Below are 19688 nucleotides of genomic sequence, written 5' to 3'. Positions count from 1 at the left end.
CATGATGAAGTAAAAAATGAGAACGTAGGCGATATTCAGGATGATCACCAGGGAATATTCCCTTTTCCATTTTCTTACTTCTTCCATTACTTGCCCTTTACTGGTGGTTCTTGTTGGAGTTTTGCCTTGTTTTGAGAAAGCATATTCGCAAAAAGCTTAAAGGCTCCCGGCACTCCGGCCGGCAACTCCCTGAAAAAACTGAGTCCGGTATAAATGTACGTTCCTTTTCCGTAGGAGGCAATCAAAAGACTACCTTCTTTAGGAGATTCTCCCTGGTCGGCCATAGAAAGGACAGGAGTGAAGGCTTTATCCCAGGTATCGGGAAAGTAGAGGCCACGCTCCTGAACCCATCCCTGGAAATCAGCTTTGGTCACCTTGTTTGGAAAACTCATCAGGGGGTGATTAGGGTTGAGAATTTCAACGGGTGAATCTTCCTCTGTGACCCTGTCTCTGGAAATATGGATTGGATAGGGAGCGAGATTGTCAAAATCCAGTCCGCTTCTCCCAGAGGTATTGTATTGGACAACCAGATTGCCCCCGTGATTCACGTAGTCCAAAAGGGCATCTTGTTTGAAGCGCATCTCATCAATAACATTATATGCCCTGATACCCACTACAATGGCATCGTAGGCCCCGAGAGTTCCCATCTGTATTTCCTCAGGTTTGAGTTCGTGTACGGTGTAGCCAATTTGTTCGAGGCTGCTGGGAATCTCATCACCGGCGCCCATGATATAACCTATGTTCTGCCCGACCTTTTTTATGTCGAGCCTAACCACCTTGGTCTCTGATGGGAGCAGAACCTCCTGGGTAGGAATATGATCGTAGGCAATGGTTACCAGTTCCTGAGTGAGCTTTTCCCCATCGAGCATCAGAACCGGACTTATGATCCCTTCGCTCTCGCCTTCCGGTGGGGTGACCATAAATGAGAAGATCCTTTCTTCTCCTTTATTCTGAAGACTTACCGTAACATCATTTCTGTCTATTCCCCAGCCTTGGGGTACATCCAGTTTCAAACTTCCTTCAATCTTGTCTCGGAGCGCCCTTACGACGACATCGATCTGTCTTGGAGCCGGGCTGTCGAAGATCAGTACTTTGTCGCGTATCGACAGAGAAGCAGGAGGAAGGATGTTGAAGGGGCTATAGAGTTCTCCCTTTTCCGGACGAGAGTATCTGTAGACCACAGACCTTGTGATCTCAAGGGGAACACCGTTTACCTCCAGCAGGAATTTTGCCTCAAAAGCCGGAGGGGTCTCGGGGAGCCCAATGAGGTCGAAATCCTCAACCCTGTACATTCCCAGACTCCCTTTTTTATTCAACCAGTATGGGCTGGAGTATGAAGTGGAAGGAGGCACTTCAAAAGTAAGGGTGTAATTCTTTTTGTCGTTATTTTCAAGGGAGACACCCGGATTAATCTGAGTGAGATCACCGATCGAAATCTGCTGCAAAACAATTGAAGCATCACTTCTGTTAACCGATTCAATATCCACATTTACAGAGCTTTCCGGATTAGAATATGCAAAATCCGAAGAAGCTTCCAGATACAAGCCGGTGATATGGGTGATCAATTCCTTTAACTCGGGTAGTTTAATGCTTTTCCAATGCTCATCCCTGACATTTTGCAGAAGTTGGTAGGCTTTTAACAGGGAGTTCAGGTGCTTGGATGGATCCTTAAAATCGAAATTCTCTTCAACTTCGTAAAGTATCTTACCGATAGCTTCACCCCCTTCGATCCGTGACCAGGAAGTATCGATCCCCTCAAAAAGGTCTGTTGCCTGCTGCTTCGGCATCTCACCCTTTAATAATTCTATGTATTCCCCTTCGTTACCCCTGGTGGTCGGTCTCCCGAATCCCTGGCATCTGTGCTGACTGCTGGCGATGGAGGCGATCTCGTTATTGGACATCCCCAGTACGGGATAAAATACACCTGTGTTTAGTTCGATCAACCTGGACTTATCCGCTTTTTCAAAATTCTCCTGGCTTCCGTAGAACCACCAGGAGGTGTTGAAGAACAAACGTTTTGGAGACCAGGTTCCCAGCTCCTGCAATTGTTCGGGATAAGCCTTAGGATTTGAGACCAGGTCAAAAGCTTCTACGCTTAAAACAGCCGAAGAAGTGTGATGGCCATGGGTTGAACCCGGGGTCCTGTGATCGAAACGATTGATGATCACGTCTGGTTTAAATTCGCGGATGATATGGACCACATCCCCCAGCACGGCTTCTTTGTCCCAGATTTTCAGGGTTTCATCCGGATGCTTGGAGTAGCCGAAGTCGTTGGCCCTGGTGAAGAATTGCGTCCCTCCGTCAACTCGCCTTGCGGCCAGCAATTCCTGCGTCCTCAGTACGCCGAGTAATTCCCTGAGCTCGGGGCCTATAAGATTCTGACCACCGTCTCCCCTTGTGATGGAGAGATAAGCTGTGCGGGCGTGGACCTGGTTAGACAGATAAGATATTAACCTTGTATTTTCATCATCCGGGTGTGCAGCTATGTACATGGCCGATCCCAGGAAATTGAGCTTTTGAAGGCTGTGATAGATGTCTGTCGAGGAAGGTTTTGACGGGCTTTGGCCGTAAATCAGATGTAAAACTGCGAAAAAGGAAAGAAACAAACGAAATTTCAGGCCCATAAATTTAGTTTTGACAGGTCCCCAAAGATAGAAAGTTATGGAAGCTATAATCGGTTTTTACGACTTCTTTAACAGCTTAAACCGCATCACTTCCCTCATTTTCAATTATTTCGTCCGAGATCACACAAACCGCCTTTTGAAGGATAAGGTTGTTGGGATAGGTGACCAATTGTCCATTGTCTTTTCTCAGGTGGATGTGATAGGCCCTGATGTCTTCGATCACATAGTTTCCCGAGGTTTCCAGATCCTTATCCATGATCTGTATGCGATCCCCAATCTTGAAGGGAAAGGAAAAGAACAGAATGATCCCGGCAGTTACGTTGCTTAAAATAGACCACTGGGCAAAGAGAGCCACACCGATCACAGCAAAGATGGATGACAGGATCAATCCGAGCTCCTTGATATTTACTCCCCAGATCAGTACCAAAGCCACAATGGCGAGCGCTGTAAAACCGAAGGAGATGTATTTGATGACAAGCCTGGTTCGCGCCTCGTTAAGATCGCTGATACTGCCCACTTTCCTCACGGCCTTGTTGGTAAGGAACCTGAGAATTACCACTACGGTAAGAATGATCGCGGAGCTCAGCAGCTCATTGCTGTATTCAAGGATAATCTCTTCCATGTTTCTAAATTCCCAATGTATCGCGCAAAGATACATCCTCATTTCCATTTTGTCGCCAATACGGGGTCTTTAAGGATTTAATTTTCCTGGCTTTTGTGGTAAGTACCTCGGTCGAAGGACCAAAGCCGCTGGGATAGGTCTCTTCCCAGCTTTCGATGGAGTAGGGGAAAGTTTCACTAAAACGGATCACGAGTTCCCGTTTCAGTTCAGGGTAGGTGAGTATATATGTATTGTTCCCCTGATCCTGTTCGAGCCGAGCCTCCGCACGGTAAGCCATTACCGGTTTGTGCATGAGCCTGAGGTATTCAAAGGACGGGATCATAGAAATCTCACCCGTAGGCAGGCTTTCCGGCCTTATCCTGATCTGTGTCCAGATTTCATTTTCGAGTGGTGCTTTATCCAGTTGCAGATCCTGGTCTCCCTCTGATTCAAAATAAGAGAAGGACCTTATCTCAAACTGATCCCTGTTGTTCAACTGGGCAAAAACCTGCCCGCACCACTCCTGTATAGAGGAGGTCACCTTGATAGCGTGTTGATTGTCTCCCACCGGGTAAAAGGTGCTGCTCATCACAGAGTAGGGGTATATCCCGGTCAGGAAATTCTTGGTCGCATTCAATTTCAAAACTGAGACATTAGTAGGGGAGCTTTGGTCTGCTTTTACCTGTTTATCAGGATTAAAGGGTTCTGTCACAAAAATGAGAACTGCTTTGCCGGGATGAATCTGTCCGTATCGTGCCTGCTCCAGCTCGTAGGAGGTGATCTCGGCCTCTCCTGCATACCAGTAATCCTTGAAAGATTTTGTCAGCGGTTTAGGATCTGCCTTTTGTGTTATGTCTTGTTTATCTTCACTTACCGCATCTTTTTCTACTTTCCGACAGGATGATAATCCAATTAATAGACTTAAGAAAATAAGTGAGATTCTGGTAATTATGGGCGTCATGGTCAAATTTTTCGCGAAGGTACCCAACAGGATTTACCTCGCCATGGCCATTAACGTTTTGTAAACTATATGGGTAGGCAAGCCAACCACGTTGGTGTAGGAGCCTCGGATTTCATCAATCCCGACCATCCCCAGCCATTCCTGTATCCCGTAGGCACCGGCCTTGTCTAGCGGACTGAAGTGTTCAGCGTAATACCGGATCTCATCTGCTTCCAGTTTCCTGAATCGCACATCGGTCGTGCAGTTCACCACTCGCTGTGCATCAAGGGTGGTAAAACATACTGAGGTGATTACTTTGTGCCATTGACCGGAAAGCGTTTCCAGCATTTTGCAGGTCTCTTCCACGTCTTTTGGCTTTGCCAGGGAGGTTCCATTATACCAGACCACCGTATCTGCTGTGATCAGGATTTCCCTGGTGCTGAGGTTTTTTTTAAGGGATTCTGACTTTAAAACAGCCAGGTAATCTGAGATCTCAGCCTCCTTGAGATGTGAAGGATAATGCTCGTCTACCTCATTCCTGATCACCTGAAAGGGAATTCCCATCAATCTGAGGAATTCCTGCCTCCTGGGGGAACCCGAGGCCAGAAGTATCCTGTATTCTATGAGTCTGACACTGAGCGGATTCTCAATCATTGGCAGCGCTGAAATTCTGGAACCAATCCCCCCTGACTTTCAGGACCTGCTCGATCACGTCCCTCACGCATCCTTCGCCTCCACTTTTATGTGAAACATAGCGGCAGAGCGCTTTAACCTCAGGCGTTGCATTCTGAGGTGCACAGGGCAATCCCGCCATCTGCATGGCAGGGATGTCCGGGATGTCGTCACCCATATACAATACCTGATTCGGGTCGATGGAATGCCTTTCGAGGTATTCTGAGAGGATCTTTTTCTTATCATGTGCCCCCAGGAAGACATCTTTTACCCCAAGACCCCGAAGTCTTTTGCTCACACCCTCATTAGTGCCTCCTGTTATGATGCAGATGTGGTATCCCTTCTGAATAGCAGTCTTTATGGAATACCCGTCCTGCACGTTCATTTTCCGCAGCAATTCCCCATCGGTGGTTACCAGTACGAGTCCGTCTGTCAGTACTCCGTCTACGTCGAAAACGAAGGTGTTGATGTGCTTGAGCTGAGTCTTATAACTCTTTTCCATAGGTATGTTGGATTGATTTGGTTAATACTTTGTAAATCTCCTTAAGTCGTGCTGAGGTGAGCATCCCAAGGTGCTCTTCCAGGGTCCTTTGATCGCCCCTGCGTGCCGGCCCGGTCTGGGCATCAAAGGGATTTTGGTTCATCACTTTTGTACAGCTTTCCCTTATCAGGGGCCTGATCAGGTCGAAATCAACTCCGTGCTCCTCGCAGATCTCAGAAGAGAGGTAAAAGAGGTGGTTACTGAAATTATTTGCGAAAACCGCAGAAAGATGCAGTAATTTCCGCTTTTCGGAAGTGATACGCACTACCCTGTCAGAGATAAGACGCGCCAGTTTTTCCAGGAGGAGGTAGTCTTCTTCAAAACCAGCCTCCACGCACAATGGTATATCTTTCATCTTCTCCGGTAAGATGCCGCTCAGGGTCTGAAGAGGGTAGAGCACACCCCGCCTCATTTCTTTGGGGAGCGCGTCCATGGAAATACTCCCGGCCGTATGCACCAGCAAACCACTTTCAATTTGCAGTTTGCGAGAAACTTCGCTGATAGCTTCATCACTGACGGCGAGGATATAGAGATCCGCTTGTTCTATCGCTTTGAAATCGCTGCTAACCTTAGCTCTGTCCCTGAAATAATCCAGTGCCTGAATATTCCTTCCCAGGACCTGCACTACAGAAACATCGGGTTGGTCTACAAGGACATCAAAAAGAAACCTGGAAATGTTTCCTGTCCCTATGAGGATAAGTTTGAGCATGCCCAAAAGTACAATTTTTTGGGAGGGTGTTGCTTTCAAAATAATTAACATTAATGTTTAACTTTTTCTGGGGAAATAGGACCGCCTAAACGCTAAAAAGGCTGTATTTTTGCGGCTGAATATCCGATAAAGCGCATAACATTTATGTTAGAGACTTTGAAGAAGATCCTGTTCTCGACCCGGCTCATGGCCGTCCTTTTCCTAGTTTTTGCCATCGCCATGGCCATTGGTACCTTCGTCGAAAGCATGTACAGTACTGAAACTGCCAAGATCTATATCTACAATGCCAGATGGTTCGAGATCATTATGGTCTTTTTTGTGATCAACTTTATAGGCAACATGTTCAGGTATAAACTCCTTCAATGGAAAAAATGGCCTGTGCTTGCCCTGCACCTGTCGTGGATCCTCATCATTATTGGCGCCGGAGTTACCCGCTACATAGGGTTTGAAGGAATGATGCCGATACGGGAAGGGAGTACCGAGAATGTTTTCTACTCAGATAAGACCTACCTCACCGTACTGGTAGATGGTGAGATGGAAGGAGAGCTGAAGCGAAAGCCCTTGCAGGACGACCTGATCGTAACACCCGAGGGCATGAAATCCACCCTTCCGTGGCGCGAGGATTTCAATGGGCAGGATTTTGAGATCGCTTACGCCGGATTTATCAAAGGGGCTAAGAAAAGCCTGGTACCGGATGAGAACGGGGCGAATTTCCTGAAGATCGTTGAGTCAGGTGATGGAAACAGGCATGAGCACTATTTGGAAGAAGGAAAGGTGACCAGTGTACATAATGTTCTTTTCTCGCTCAATCAGGAGACCGAAGGAGCGGTGAATATTTTTTGGGACGGCGCTAATTACCAGATCAAATCCCCTTTTGAGGCAAGTTTTATGCGCATGGCAGATCAATTCGAGGGAAACCTTGAAAAAGATAGCCTTCAGACCCTCCAGTTGCGTTCCCTTTACTCCATGGGCACCATGCAGTTCGTTTTCCCGGAACCGGTGATCAAAGGTTCCTACGGGGTAGTGCAGGTACCTGAAGAAGAACAGGATAATAACACCCAGGATGCCCTGATCCTCGATATTACCACCAATGGTGAAACCGTGAGGAAAGAAGTGCTCGGAGGAAAGGGCATCAGCAATTTTATGGACAAATTCTCCCTGGGAGGCCTCGATTTCACCCTGGGTTATGGCTCAAAGGTCTATGAATTGCCGTTCAGTATTAAACTCAACGATTTTATTGCTGAAAAGTACCCGGGTACAGAAAAGGCCTATGCCTCTTTTATGAGTAAGATCACTGTGGAGGACGAGCGGCCTTTTGACTACGACATCTACATGAACCACGTCCTGGATCACAAAGGTTACAGGTTTTTCCAGGCGAGTTTCGACCCGGATGAGAAGGGAACCGTACTCTCGGTAAACCACGACCGTCCCGGAACGCTGATAACATATGCCGGGTACTTTCTTTTGTACCTGGGACTCCTTGGCATTATGTTTTTTGGTAAAACAAGATTCAAAGATCTCGCGAAATCCCTGGAGAAATTAAAGAAGAAAAAAGCAGCCCTGACCGCGGTTTTCGCTTTTGCGATGCTTTTACCCTTGAACGCCCAGGAGGCGCCCCAGGTCCCCGGGCATATTCATTCTACCGGGCCGAGTGAGGCCGACCTTGATTCTTTACTCCGGGCCACGACTATCCCGGATGAGCACGCTGCCAAATTCGGGAAGGTGATCATACAGGATGAAGGAGGGCGGATGAAGCCGATCAACACCTTTGCCTCAGAGTTGCTCAGGAAGCTGAGTCTCAAGGACTCATATAAAGACCTCAATGCAGACCAGGTCTTTATTTCCATGATGCTCAATCCGGCCCTGTGGTACAATACGGATTTTATCGCCCTCGATAAAAAAGCACAGAATGACAGTATCCGTAAAATCATAGGCGTTCCGGAAGGCCAGAAATATATCAAGGCGACCGACTTTTTCGATACCCAGGGGAGGAATAAATTGGGACCCTATCTTCAGGAAGCCTTTGCCACGAATACCCCTAATAAATTTCAACAGGACTTCAAAGACGCCTATTTCCGGCTGAGTTTGCTGGACAGAACCTTAAGTGGTGAGATCCTCAAGATCTTCCCCCTGCTCAATGATGAAAACAACAAGTGGATCTCGGCTACCGAATTCCGAAGTGGGCAGTACCAGGTAGGCGACACTCTTTACGCAAATTTTATCCGCAATGTGGTTCCCTACTACCTGATGACGCTCAGAGAAGCGAAAGTGTCTGGGGATTATACAGAAGCTGACAAGATCGTAAAGGCCTTTACTCAAAACCAGAAGAACAACGGTTCTGAAGTGCTACCCTCTGATAACAGAATCGAGGCCGAGACTATTTACAATAAACTGGATATCTTCAACAGACTTTACAAGTACTATGCCCTGGTGGGTATCCTTATGTTTTTCGTGCTCATCTTCAGGATTTTCAAGGACAGGGAGATTTGGAAGATCGCGACCTATTTCTTTAAGGGAGTGATCTATCTGTTTTTTATCTGGCATACGGCCGGTCTAATCCTGAGATGGTATATCTCCGGGCACGCCCCCTGGAGTGATGCTTACGAAAGTATCCTCTATGTTTCCTGGGCTACCCTGGCAATGGGTATTTCTTTGGGAAGAAAGAGCGACATGACCATTGCGGCATCGACCTTCGTCACCTCCATGCTTCTGTGGATAGCCCACCAAAGCTGGGTAGATCCCGCTATCGCTAACTTGGTCCCGGTACTAGACAGTTACTGGCTTATGATCCATGTGGCGGTGATCGTGGGAAGTTACGGTCCGCTTACCGTGGGGATGATCCTCGGGGTGGTTTCCCTCCTGCTCATAATCCTTACTAACAAAAAGAACAAGGCCAAAATGGACCTCAACCTCAAAGAGCTCACCATCATCAATGAGCTCGCCCTGACCGTTGGTCTGATCATGCTGACCATTGGTAACTTCCTGGGAGGCCAGTGGGCAAATGAGAGCTGGGGACGTTACTGGGGCTGGGACCCCAAAGAGACATGGGCCCTGATTTCCATCTTTGTCTATGCCTTCGTTATCCACATGCGGCTTGTACCAGGCCTGAGGGGTAGATGGACATTCAATTTCCTGAGTATTATTGCCTTTTCGAGCATCATGATGACTTATTTTGGAGTGAATTTTTACCTGGTCGGCCTTCATAGCTATGCGAGCGGAGCCCAGGTGATAACCCCGTCATTTATTTGGTACACCCTCCTTGGAGTACTGGTCTTAGGGGGCTTGAGCTTCTGGAGGTACAGGGTAAATTATTCAGATTAAGGCATCACAAACCTTTCTTAACCCTTTTTTTTGCAACTTTACAACTTGCAATCCCGAACTCCGGCTTTTGATTCCGGTTATCATCTGGTTTTGCGAATCAACCAAACAAGTACGATCTCATTATGGATCCGAAATCCAAAACCGGCAATCCCTTAACAGAATTCTTCAAAATCTTCATGGATGCGGTAAGGGGTAAGCAGACAGAGTTTACCAGTGGAAGTATCCGAAGGGCCATCTTCATGCTTTCAGTTCCTATGATCCTCGAAATGATGATGGAATCTATCTTTGCCATCGTCGATATAGCCTATGTCTCCCGCGTGAGTGTGAATGCGGTGGCGACGATAGGCCTGACCGAGTCTGTAATCACCCTGGTATATGCCCTTGCCATCGGGTTGAGCATGGCTGCAACGGCCGTGGTGGCCAGGAGGATAGGGGAGAAGGACGAAAAAGAAGCTGCCCGTGCGGCCGTTCAGGCTATTTTCCTTGGAATTCTGATCTCGGTGATCATAGGGGTGATAGGACTCACCTATTCCAGGGAAATACTGTCCCTTATGGGAGGGTCCTCTGATCTGATAGCCGAAGGCCACGGATATACCAAGTTCCTGATCGGAGGGAATATCACAATAGTACTTCTCTTCCTGATTAATGCCGTGTTCCGTGGAGCTGGTGACGCATCTGTCGCCATGTGGACACTGATCCTTTCCAACGGGCTTAACATCATCCTGGATCCCATCTTCATTTTTGGTTTAGGCCCCATTCCTGAATTTGGGGTCACGGGTGCAGCGATCGCAACCAATATAGGCAGGGGGAGTGCAGTACTGTTTCAACTCTATATTCTTTTTAAGGGAGGGAGCAGGATCCGGCTGGCCCTGTCTGATCTGGTCCTCAGGGTTAAGATCATGTTCAACCTGATCAGGGTATCCCTTGGAGGGATCGCCCAATTTTTGATCGGCACTTCCAGCTGGGTATTCCTCATGCGCTTGATGTCCGAATTTGGAAGTGAAGCACTGGCCGGTTATACGATCGCTATTCGGGTGATGATGTTCACCTTTATGCCTGCCTGGGGGATGAGCAATGCCGCGGCTACCCTGGTAGGTCAGAATCTGGGGGCGGAAAAGCCGGACAGAGCAGAGAAATCAGTCTGGATCACAGGCAAGTACAATGCCATCTTTATGTTCCTGATCTCTCTTGTATATCTGCTCCTGGCTAAGCCTATCATCGCCCTTTTCTCCGATGTGGTCCCAGTGATAGAGAATGGTGCGCTTTGCCTGCAAGTCGTAGCAACCGGGTATTTGTTCTATGCCTATGGTATGGTGGTTACCCAGGCGTTCAACGGGGCGGGGGATACGAAGACGCCGACCAAGATCAACTTTATCGCGTTCTGGCTCGTGCAGCTGCCGTTTGCCTATCTCGTATCCCTTTACCTGGATTGGGGGGTTCTCGGGGTCTACCTCGCTATCCTTCTGGCCGAAGTCCTCCTTTCTATTATGGCCGTGATCTGGTTCCGGAAAGGATACTGGAAGCAGACCGTGGTTTAAGCTAATTTTGTAACTTTAGCCGCATCAACATTGGCCATATGAAGACAAAGAAAAAGGGACTTAACACCATTTGTACCCATGTGGGAGAGCTAGAGGATTCCTTGTTCAAAGGCGCTGTCTCACCACTCTACATGAGTACCTCCTACGCTTTTGAGGATGTGGATATCAAGCGGTATCCCAGGTATTTCAATACCCCCAACCAAATGGCCCTTTCTCAGAAAATCGCGGCCCTTGAACACGCTGAGGAAGCCATGATCTTCGGGAGTGGCATGGCAGCTATAAGTACGGCATTGCTGGCCTTTTTGCAAGCAGGAGACCACGTGGTCCTGCAGCGCATGCTTTACGGGGGTACCTATCACCTGATCACCGAGCAATTCGAGAAGTTCGGTATTGAATATACCTTTATAGACGGATCAGACCCGGATTCTTTTAAAAAGGCCATAAGACCCACCACTCGTGTGGTTTACATTGAGACTCCTTCCAACCCCTTGTTGACAATTACGGATATTAAGGCGTTCGCCGATATTGCCCGGGCGAACAACATCGTCTCAATGATCGACAATACCTTTGCAAGCCCTGTGAACCAGAACCCTGTCGATTTTGGTATCGATGTAGTCATTCACAGCGCCACCAAATATATGGGAGGTCATTCGGATATCCTTGCAGGCGCTGTAGCCTGCTCTGCAGTTCATATGGAACGGATCTTTAATCTGGCCAAAAATCTGGGAGGAAGCCTTAGTGATTACACGGTCTGGTTGCTTGAAAGGAGTATCAAGACCATGGGCATCCGCGTGAAGGCACAAAACGAAAATGCGCAGCAAATGGCCGAATGGCTGAACCGGCATCCGCATATCAGTAAGGTGTATTACCCCGGGCTGAAGGATCATCCGGATCACGATATCGCTGCAAAACAAATGCACGGCTTTGGGGGAATGATGTCTTTTGAATTGCATGAAGAAATAGATGCATCCCTGTTTCAAAAATCCCTGAAACTTATAAAATCTTCTATGAGCCTTGCCGGTGTTGAGAGTACGGTACTGTCCCCATCCCAGACCTCTCATGCATTGCTGAGTCCGGAGGAGAGGGAAAAGCAGGGGATAAGAGATGGTCTTATACGCTTCTCTGTTGGTATAGAAGAAGTTCAGGACCTGATGGACGATATTGAACAGGCCATACTGGCGGTCAGGAAAAAAGGAGTGACCGCTCATTCCCATTAATCTTTTGAATCTATGAAATTAGATATTCTAGTATTTGGTGCCCATCCAGACGATGCGGAACTGGGCGCAGGAGGAACTATTGCCAAGGAGATATCCCTCGGTAAGAAGGTAGGGATCATCGACCTGACACGTGGGGAACTCGGGACCCGTGGGACCGCAGAGATCAGGGACAGGGAAGCCGAAGCCTCAGCGAAGATCCTGGGCCTGAGTGTACGGGAAAATATGGAATTTGCCGATGGTTTTTTTGTCAATGACAGGAAGCACCAGATGGCATTGATCAAGAAAATAAGGACCTACCGACCCGAAATCGTCCTTTGCAATGCCGTACACGACAGGCATATAGATCATGCGAAGGCCAGCGAACTGGTTAGTCATGCCTGTTTTTTAAGTGGTTTGGTAAAGATTGATACCATGGCAGAAGGGGATGATCAGTGGCAGGATGCCTGGCGTCCGAAACAGGTCTATCACTACATACAATGGAAGAATCTAAAGCCCGATTTCGTGGTTGATATTACCGGGTTTATCGACAAAAAAATGGAATCGATCGGGGCATATGCCTCCCAGTTCTATGATCCTGACAGCAAAGAACCCAGCACACCCATCAGCAGCAAGAATTTTACAGACAGTGTAGCTTACAGGGCTCGTGACTTGGGCAGGATTGTCGGGGTGGAGCACGCTGAAGGATTTACCGTCGAACGGTTCGTAGGTGTCAATAGTCTAAGCGATATATTCTAGCTCGCCTGGCTGTATTTGTCTTCGGCTTTAGGCAGCGTAAAGAAAAAAGTACTTCCTTTTCTCAGCACACTTTCTACCCAGATAGAACCCCCGTTCTTTTCCACCATTTCCTTACAAAGTGAAAGACCGAGTCCGGTACCTTTCTCATTGTTGGTACCATAGGTGGAGATATTGGAGTTTTTCTTGAAGAGTTTCTCGATTGTGACCTTGTCCATACCGACACCGGTATCCCTTACAGACACTTCCCACAGGTCGTTGTTCTCTCTTGCCTTAATGGTGATCATCCCGTTCTCCGGGGTGAATTTCAGGGCGTTGCTGATCAGGTTTCTGATGACGATATCAATTTGATTGCTGTCTGACCAGATCAAGGTATTCCCGGCCAGTTCACTGACGATCTTAATGGACTTAGATTTGGCGAGTTCCGAGAGCAGGTTGATATTGTCGTCTACCAGGGATTCCAAGGCAAAAACAGAAGGTTTTACGGTGGCACCATTCATCTGTGAATTTCCCCAGGAAAGCAGATTATTCAGGGTGAAATATATATGGTCTACATCCTTTTTAAGTTTGGGGATAAACTGGAAGAATTCATCCTTGGTCATTTCGCCATCACTGAACATTTGCAGCAATCCCTGCAGAGAGCCGATAGGCCCCCTGAGGTCGTGACCTATAATAGAGAAGAGCTTCGTCTTGGTTTCATTACTGTCGACCAAAGCAGCCTCATGCTCTTCCAGGATCTCCTTTTTGGCCTGTAATTCGGCATTGAGTTTTTTCTGGATCTTTTCAGCCCTTTTGATAAAAAAGGTAATGATCGCAAAGATGATAAGAACGATGATGGCCGCATAGATCAGACCACGCTGCCTGGCCAGGGCTTGTTCATTGGCTTCGATCAGTTCTTGTTTTTGCTGATCGTATTCAGACCGTGTCTTTAACAGAGTAAGACTCTTTTTGTTTTCCAGTCGATGCAGGGTTTCTGCAATTTCTTCATAGATCTCGTGAAAGGCCAGGGCCTTTTGGAAATTACCGTTTTTCTTGTTGACGAGATATAGAGTATAAGCACATTCCCTGGTTCCCTCAGGAAACTTGATGTCATTAGATATATCGAAGGCCTGCATGGCATAACGCTGGGAGAGACTGTCAATTCCCTTTCCCAGGTAAGCTTTGGCCATGCCATTGTACAGGTCGATCTTACCCCGGTCATCATCCAGGTCTTCGTGCAGCAATTCACCCTGCCGGTACCAGTAAAGGGCCCATTGATACTTGTCCTGTTCCAGGTAGACCTTTCCCTTTGTCTCATAGGCATAGGCCAGCCAGTCCATGACTCGATGCTTTTCAAAGATCGAAATACTGCGATTCACATTAAACATGGCATAATCCAGTTTACCCATATCGGCATAAAGGGAGGCCAGATTGCTCATGGTCATGGCAGAATTTATGTCATCACCCAGCTCGTCATTCAGTTTTTTTGCTTTTTGATAAAATACAAGGGCCTGTTCATGATCCTCCTGGGATTCGTATAACCCGGCTATATTCTCATTCAGAATGGAGAGCATTTCCTTCTCGCCCTTAAGTTCAGCCATCTCAACCCCTTCCAGATAGTGGTTCAAAGACTTGGCGTAATCCCCGTTATAGGCGTATTCTGTCGCCAGGTTATTGATGATGCGGAGAGTAAGAGCACTATCATCCAGATTTTTAGCGAGAACCAGTGCTTTTGTAAAGTTGTTGATGGCAGCATCCCGTTCCCCCTTATCAGAAAAATAATCCCCCTGACGGAGGTATGCTACACTTTGCCCTCTGGCATATTCAGCTTTTTTACTGTATTCAAGTGCTCGTTTGGAAAGGTTCAGTAAGCTGTCTGTATCGTAGAATCGGATTTCCCTGGCAAGTTCATTTAGCAGATCGATGTAGACGGTGTCCGTAACACTGAAATTGGCACGCGATTTCTGCTTTTTAATTCTGGCGTTCAATTCGTCTGCACGGGTTTCCTGGGCTTCACTCTGCACACCGGAGAGCATAACGAGAATACAGCACAAAGTACTGAAGTACCTTGCGGCTAGGCTGGAAAGAGAAATGTCCCGTTGACTCATACCTGTGTTATCAAGCATTTATAAAAATAATTCCGAGGTGAAGCCTGTTCTAATAATTGTTGTGAAATGCCGTTTTTTGTGTGTTATATCGATGTTTAGGAACGTTTGGGCGGAAAAACTAGCGCGATCAGGGGCCTTTAGAGGGTAAACCTCGATCAGGGGTTCCTAAAAATCTGAAGAAAATTACGATCGTTTTATGTTGATGCATTGGGTAAAAAAAATTACCTTTGCGACCGCTTGGCTATGGTGGTTGTAGCTCAGTTGGTTAGAGCGCTGGATTGTGGTTCCAGAGGTCGCCGGTTCGAGCCCGGTCTTCCACCCGAAAGAACAAAGTCCCGTTTTAGAGAACGGGACTTTTTTTTGCAACAGCCTAAATGAAGTAAAGAAAAAACCCCGCAGTTTAGCGGGGTTTTTTTGTTGATTCGATGAATCCTTATTTTGAGAGCTTATCTACCATGACCCTTTGATCCCGATTGGCCACAGCCCAGGCCGTGTGGAATACCAGTCGGGCGCGATTGGTAAGCAGATCGTAGTTGATCTTGTCCGGCGTGTCACCAGGGCGGTGATAGTCGGCATGTGTACCATTGAAATAGAATATGATGGGCACATTGTTCTTGGCAAAGTTGTAGTGATCACTTCTGTAATAGAATCTGTTGGGATCATTTTCATCATTGTAGGTATAATCCAGGGTGATCTTGGTATACCTGTCATTAATCTCTTCAGATAGGCGGTGCAGGTCTGAACTCAGTTTATCAGAACCGATCAGGTAGATATAATTTCGGTCACCTTCCCTCTTCGGATCAATCCTTCCGATCATGTCGATATTGAGGTTGGCAACAGTTTTCTCCAGCGGAAAAATCGGCTCATAGTCTGTATAATACCGAGATCCTAGCAATCCTTTTTCTTCGCCTGTAACATGCAGGAAAACGACAGATCGTTTAGGTCTGTTGCCTGCCTCCACAGCTTTTTGAAATGCTTCCGCGATCTCGAGCATGGCGACGGATCCAGAACCGTCGTCATCTGCTCCATTGTTAATGCTTCCGTCCCGCGACACCCCAATATGGTCGAGGTGGGAGGAGATCACGATATATTCGTCAGGTTTCTCGGATCCCTTGATGTAAGCCACTACATTTTCTGTGGGAATAGGCTCATTGGAATTCTGCAGGTTGGCAAACAGCTCAACTTCTTCAGTATAACTTCCTTTCAGGGATTCCAGTTTTGGAAAAATTGCTTTGGCCATATCCTCGCTCACCAGGACGAGGGAAGGATTTTCCTTGTCGTCTGCAAAACCGAGACGACCCCTGTCCGAATCCTTCATCCTTTCGTAGTACCTCAGGTATCTCTTAAAATTGTCTTCATCTATGAGAAGAACTGCTCTGGCGCCTCTGGACTGAGCTGCATCGACTCTCTTTTCAATTCCCTCAGACATATTTCCCCAGGAAGATGGTTTATTATTTCCCGACAGAAGATAATTCCCGTCTTCCAACATGGGTTCTCCGGAGCGCGCAAGGATCACCTTTCCTTTCACATCCAGGCCCTGATAGTCTGAATACTTTTCATCATCTATCCCATACCCGGCATAAACTACCTCATCAAACTCTCCCTCAAAAGGATAAAAGGCAATGAAGTCCTCCCCGAGCGTAAATTCCTTCCCAGAGACCTTTATGGATCCTTTGGGTAGTTTAGCCATTTCGAGAGGAACCTTCTGAAAGTAATCCCCGTTTTCCTGGGCTGCAGGAATCCCTAAATCCATATAATGCTGACGCAGATAATTGACAGCCTTTTTCTGGCCTTCAGTTCCTGTTTCTCTGCCCTCAAATTCATCAGAGGCATAGGTATACAAGTGATCCTTGAGTTCGCTTTCCGTGATGGTAGCTGCGTAGGTCACAGGGTCTGCCATAGATGTTTGAGCAACAGGCGCACTGGCTGTTTTGCTGGTCGAATTGCAGGCCGCCACGCAGAGGAGGCCTGTTAGAAGTAAGTACTTTGTCATAACAATTTTTCTGAGTGGCCCAAAAATAGGTAAAACTATCAGAAAAAGTATCAAAGGGATATTAAAATTCGAATTCTGATCACTTGTGAGGTGCTGAAAATCAAGTGTTTCTATCTGTGTTTTTCAATTTGAATTCACATAGGAGATTCCTTGTGTTTGCAAAGAAAGAAATGTACTTTGCAGCCTAAGTCTTTTCAGTATGAAGGTAGTATGGGAAGGGGTCATGCCAGCTGTGACCACAAAGTTTACAACAGAAGATACCCTGGATCTGGATCTCTTTCTGAAGAATATTGAGGCCCAGTTAAAGGCGGGAGTTAGCGGGATCATTCTCGGTGGGACACTTGGAGAAGCCAGCACCCTCGAGGATGGCGAAAAGGAAGAACTGGTAAGGGCAACGGTGGCTCATGTGAAGGAGAGCGTACCGGTAATCATCAACATAGCAGAACAATCTACCAAAGGAGCTATCCTGGCAGCTGAGAATGCTCAACAATTTGGAGCGGACGGACTGATGATGTTGCCCCCAATGCGATACAAGGCCACAGCACATGAGACTGTTACCTATTTCTCGGAAGTTGCACGCAGTACGGATCTTCCGATCATGATCTATAACAATCCGGTAGACTATGGGATAGAGGTAACTCTTGACATGTTTGATACCCTGCTCAAATTCAGGAATATTCAGGCGGTTAAAGAATCCACGCGCGACATTACCAATATTACGCGTTTGCGCAACAGCTTCGGGGAACGATTAAAGATATTGTGCGGAGTGGATACCCTGGCCTTCGAAAGCATGGTCGCAGGAGCCGACGGATGGGTAGCCGGACTAGTCTGTGCTTTTCCGGAAGAGACGGTTGCCATTTACAAATTGGCTAAAGCTGGACAGTTCAAGGAAGCACTGGCTATTTATCGCTGGTTCATGCCTTTACTGGAACTGGACATCAATCCCCAGCTCGTTCAGAATATCAAGTTGGCAGAAGTGGCCACCGGACTTGGCAGTGAGCATGTGAGGGCACCAAGGCTCCCGCTTCAGGGAGAAGAGAGGCAAAGGGTATTACGGATCATAGAGACGGCCCTCGCCAACAGGCCTGTTTTGTCTCAGCTTACCTATTCATAGAAGCATTGATATGTTAGACGGAAAGAATATAATAGGATATGACAGGACCCAGAGGGGAAATGTCACGTTCAGGACGATAAACCCCATACTGAATAAGGAGAATGAGATCGTTTTTTACGAAGCCTCGCGGGAGGAGGTAGAGGAGGCCGTAGGCCTTGCGCACAGTGCTGCCGGTTTTTATGCGGAAACCAGCAAGGAGACCCGGGCCAGGTTTCTTCGCTCCATAGCTGAAGAGATCATGGCTCTTGGTGATGACCTGATCGATCTGTATTGTTCCGAATCGGGCTTGCCTGAAGGCCGGGCAAGAGGGGAGCGGGGCAGGACCGTCGGACAATTAGAATTGTATGCCAAGCTCGTGGAAGAAGGTTCCTATGTTCAACCGAGTATTGATACCGCCCTCCCACATCGTGAACCCAATCCCAGAGTGGATCTCAGGAAAATGATGGTACCTGTAGGACCTGTTGTGGTCTTTGGAGCCAGCAATTTCCCATTAGCTTATTCCTCCGCCGGTGGGGATACGGCCAGTGCACTAGCTGCCGGCTGTCCGGTGATCGTCAAAGGGCACCCTATGCACGCAGGAACCGGGAATATAGTGTCATCAGCCATTGCCGCAGCTGCTAGAAAACACGGTCTGCCGGAAGGGGTGTTTTCGCATCTCAACAGCAAAGGACATGGGGTGGGGGAAGCACTTGTAAAACATCCTCATGTCAAGGCCGTTGGCTTTACCGGCAGCCACGGGGGCGGGCGTGCGCTTTTCAATCTGGCCGCATCGAGGGAAGAACCCATCCCGGTATTTGCTGAAATGGGAAGTGTCAATCCCGTGATCCTTCTGCCGGAGATCTTGAAGAAGGAAAAAGATTCATGGGCCAGGACCATTGCCGGCTCGGTAACTCTGGGGAGCGGGCAGTTTTGTACGAATCCGGGGATCCTGATGGGGATTGAGAATTCGGACCTGGATCGCTTTACGGAATTACTTTCGGAGGAAATACTCAGGATATCACCCTCCACCATGCTCCACCCGGACATCGCCGAGAAATACAACCGGGGAAGGGAACAGGCCAGAGAACAAAAAGGTACCTCCATCATTGCAGAACTGAGTGATACAGCAAAACCCAATGTGGGCAGACCTACCATTCTGAAAGTAAAAGCCGCTGATTTCAGGGAGAACCCAAGGCTGCACCAGGAGGTGTTTGGTCCCTTTTCCTTATTAGTGATATGTCAGAACATCGAGGACCTTGAACGTTCGGTTGCTCTGATCGAAGGGCAACTCACTGCGTCAGTGATCGGGACTCCCGAGGAACTGGCAGGATATGATTTCCTGTTAAGGCAACTAAAGGAAAGGGTCGGCCGACTTATCTTTAATGGAGTGCCTACAGGAGTAGAGGTCTGTGCATCCATGCATCACGGCGGACCATACCCGGCCACTACAGATAACCGGTTTACGGCCGTTGGGGAAGATGCGATCAATCGCTGGCTAAGGCCGGTGTGTTTTCAAAATTGCCCGGATTCCCTCCTGCCACCGGCACTTCAAAATGCGAACCCCTTAAGTTTACTAAGGCGGGTCAATGGAAAACTTACCCGGGACAAAGTATAATACCC

14 protein-coding genes and 1 tRNA gene are annotated in these 19688 nt (G+C 47.7%); 7 read left to right on the top strand and 8 right to left on the bottom strand.

What is annotated here, in order from left to right:
* Positions 1-86: 86 nt before the first annotated feature.
* The 6 genes from IEV19_RS02275 to IEV19_RS02250 form a co-directional block, all read right to left on the bottom strand.
* Positions 87-2624: a PIG-L family deacetylase gene (locus IEV19_RS02275; RefSeq protein ID WP_188369081.1), complete on the bottom strand. Its 2538-nt coding sequence runs from the start codon at positions 2622-2624 to the stop codon at positions 87-89.
* A 76-nt stretch (positions 2625-2700) separates the two neighbouring features.
* Complete coding sequence (locus tag IEV19_RS02270) at positions 2701-3246, bottom strand: mechanosensitive ion channel domain-containing protein (RefSeq protein WP_188369080.1); 546 nt, start codon at positions 3244-3246, stop codon at positions 2701-2703.
* Between the two features lie 4 nt (positions 3247-3250).
* Positions 3251-4186 (bottom strand): septum formation inhibitor Maf, encoded by a 936-nt coding sequence (locus IEV19_RS02265; RefSeq protein WP_188369079.1) that lies wholly within the window; start codon positions 4184-4186, stop codon positions 3251-3253.
* Positions 4187-4219: 33 nt separating this feature from the next.
* Entirely contained in the window at positions 4220-4819 is a 600-nt protein-coding gene (locus tag IEV19_RS02260; protein WP_188369078.1) for a Maf family nucleotide pyrophosphatase, read from the bottom strand.
* Positions 4812-5339 carry a KdsC family phosphatase gene (locus IEV19_RS02255; protein WP_188369077.1) on the bottom strand — a complete coding sequence of 176 codons (528 nt, stop codon included), beginning with the start codon at positions 5337-5339 and terminating at the stop codon, positions 4812-4814. Before IEV19_RS02255 ends, IEV19_RS02260 begins: the two co-directional genes overlap by 8 nt.
* Complete coding sequence (locus tag IEV19_RS02250; protein WP_188369076.1) at positions 5323-6087, bottom strand: Rossmann-like and DUF2520 domain-containing protein; 765 nt, start codon at positions 6085-6087, stop codon at positions 5323-5325. The genes IEV19_RS02255 and IEV19_RS02250 overlap by 17 nt, the downstream gene beginning before the upstream one ends.
* Positions 6088-6231: 144 nt before the next feature.
* Between IEV19_RS02250 and IEV19_RS02245 the strand changes: the two genes are divergently transcribed.
* From IEV19_RS02245 to bshB1, 4 genes are all read left to right on the top strand, one after another.
* A complete protein-coding gene (locus tag IEV19_RS02245) occupies positions 6232-9408 on the top strand; it encodes a cytochrome c biogenesis protein CcsA (protein ID WP_188369075.1) in 3177 nt (1058 codons plus the stop codon).
* 122 nt (positions 9409-9530) lie between these two features.
* Positions 9531-10946, top strand: coding sequence for an MATE family efflux transporter (locus IEV19_RS02240; RefSeq protein WP_188369074.1), 1416 nt, complete (start codon positions 9531-9533; stop codon positions 10944-10946).
* 38 nt (positions 10947-10984) lie between these two features.
* The gene (locus tag IEV19_RS02235; protein WP_188369073.1) at positions 10985-12163 is read left to right on the top strand and encodes a trans-sulfuration enzyme family protein; all 1179 of its coding nucleotides are present in this window, start codon (positions 10985-10987) and stop codon (positions 12161-12163) included.
* 12 nt (positions 12164-12175) lie between these two features.
* Positions 12176-12898: a bacillithiol biosynthesis deacetylase BshB1 gene (bshB1, locus tag IEV19_RS02230; protein WP_188369072.1), complete on the top strand. Its 723-nt coding sequence runs from the start codon at positions 12176-12178 to the stop codon at positions 12896-12898.
* Here the strand turns inward: bshB1 and IEV19_RS02225 are convergent.
* Complete coding sequence (locus tag IEV19_RS02225) at positions 12895-14982, bottom strand: tetratricopeptide repeat-containing sensor histidine kinase (RefSeq protein WP_229732455.1); 2088 nt, start codon at positions 14980-14982, stop codon at positions 12895-12897. The genes bshB1 and IEV19_RS02225 overlap by 4 nt on opposite strands.
* A gap of 245 nt (positions 14983-15227) precedes the next feature.
* Here IEV19_RS02225 and IEV19_RS02220 point away from each other — a divergent pair.
* Positions 15228-15303 (top strand) — tRNA-His (locus IEV19_RS02220).
* A 112-nt stretch (positions 15304-15415) separates the two neighbouring features.
* Here IEV19_RS02220 and IEV19_RS02215 read toward each other — a convergent pair.
* Complete coding sequence (locus tag IEV19_RS02215; protein WP_188369071.1) at positions 15416-16975, bottom strand: M28 family metallopeptidase; 1560 nt, start codon at positions 16973-16975, stop codon at positions 15416-15418.
* 199 nt (positions 16976-17174) lie between these two features.
* On the opposite strand from IEV19_RS02215, the gene IEV19_RS02210 reads away from it, so the two are divergent.
* The gene (locus IEV19_RS02210) at positions 17175-18089 is read left to right on the top strand and encodes a dihydrodipicolinate synthase family protein (RefSeq protein ID WP_188369070.1); all 915 of its coding nucleotides are present in this window, start codon (positions 17175-17177) and stop codon (positions 18087-18089) included.
* A 10-nt stretch (positions 18090-18099) separates the two neighbouring features.
* A complete protein-coding gene (locus IEV19_RS02205; protein WP_188369069.1) occupies positions 18100-19683 on the top strand; it encodes an aldehyde dehydrogenase (NADP(+)) in 1584 nt (527 codons plus the stop codon).
* Positions 19684-19688: the final 5 nt, after the last annotated feature.

The organism is Muriicola marianensis, from assembly GCF_014638095.1.
GTDB lineage: Bacteria > Bacteroidota > Bacteroidia > Flavobacteriales > Flavobacteriaceae > Muriicola > Muriicola marianensis.
The sequence above is the reverse complement of the archived record's forward strand: the minus strand, read 5'-3'. Positions and strand labels throughout refer to the sequence as shown.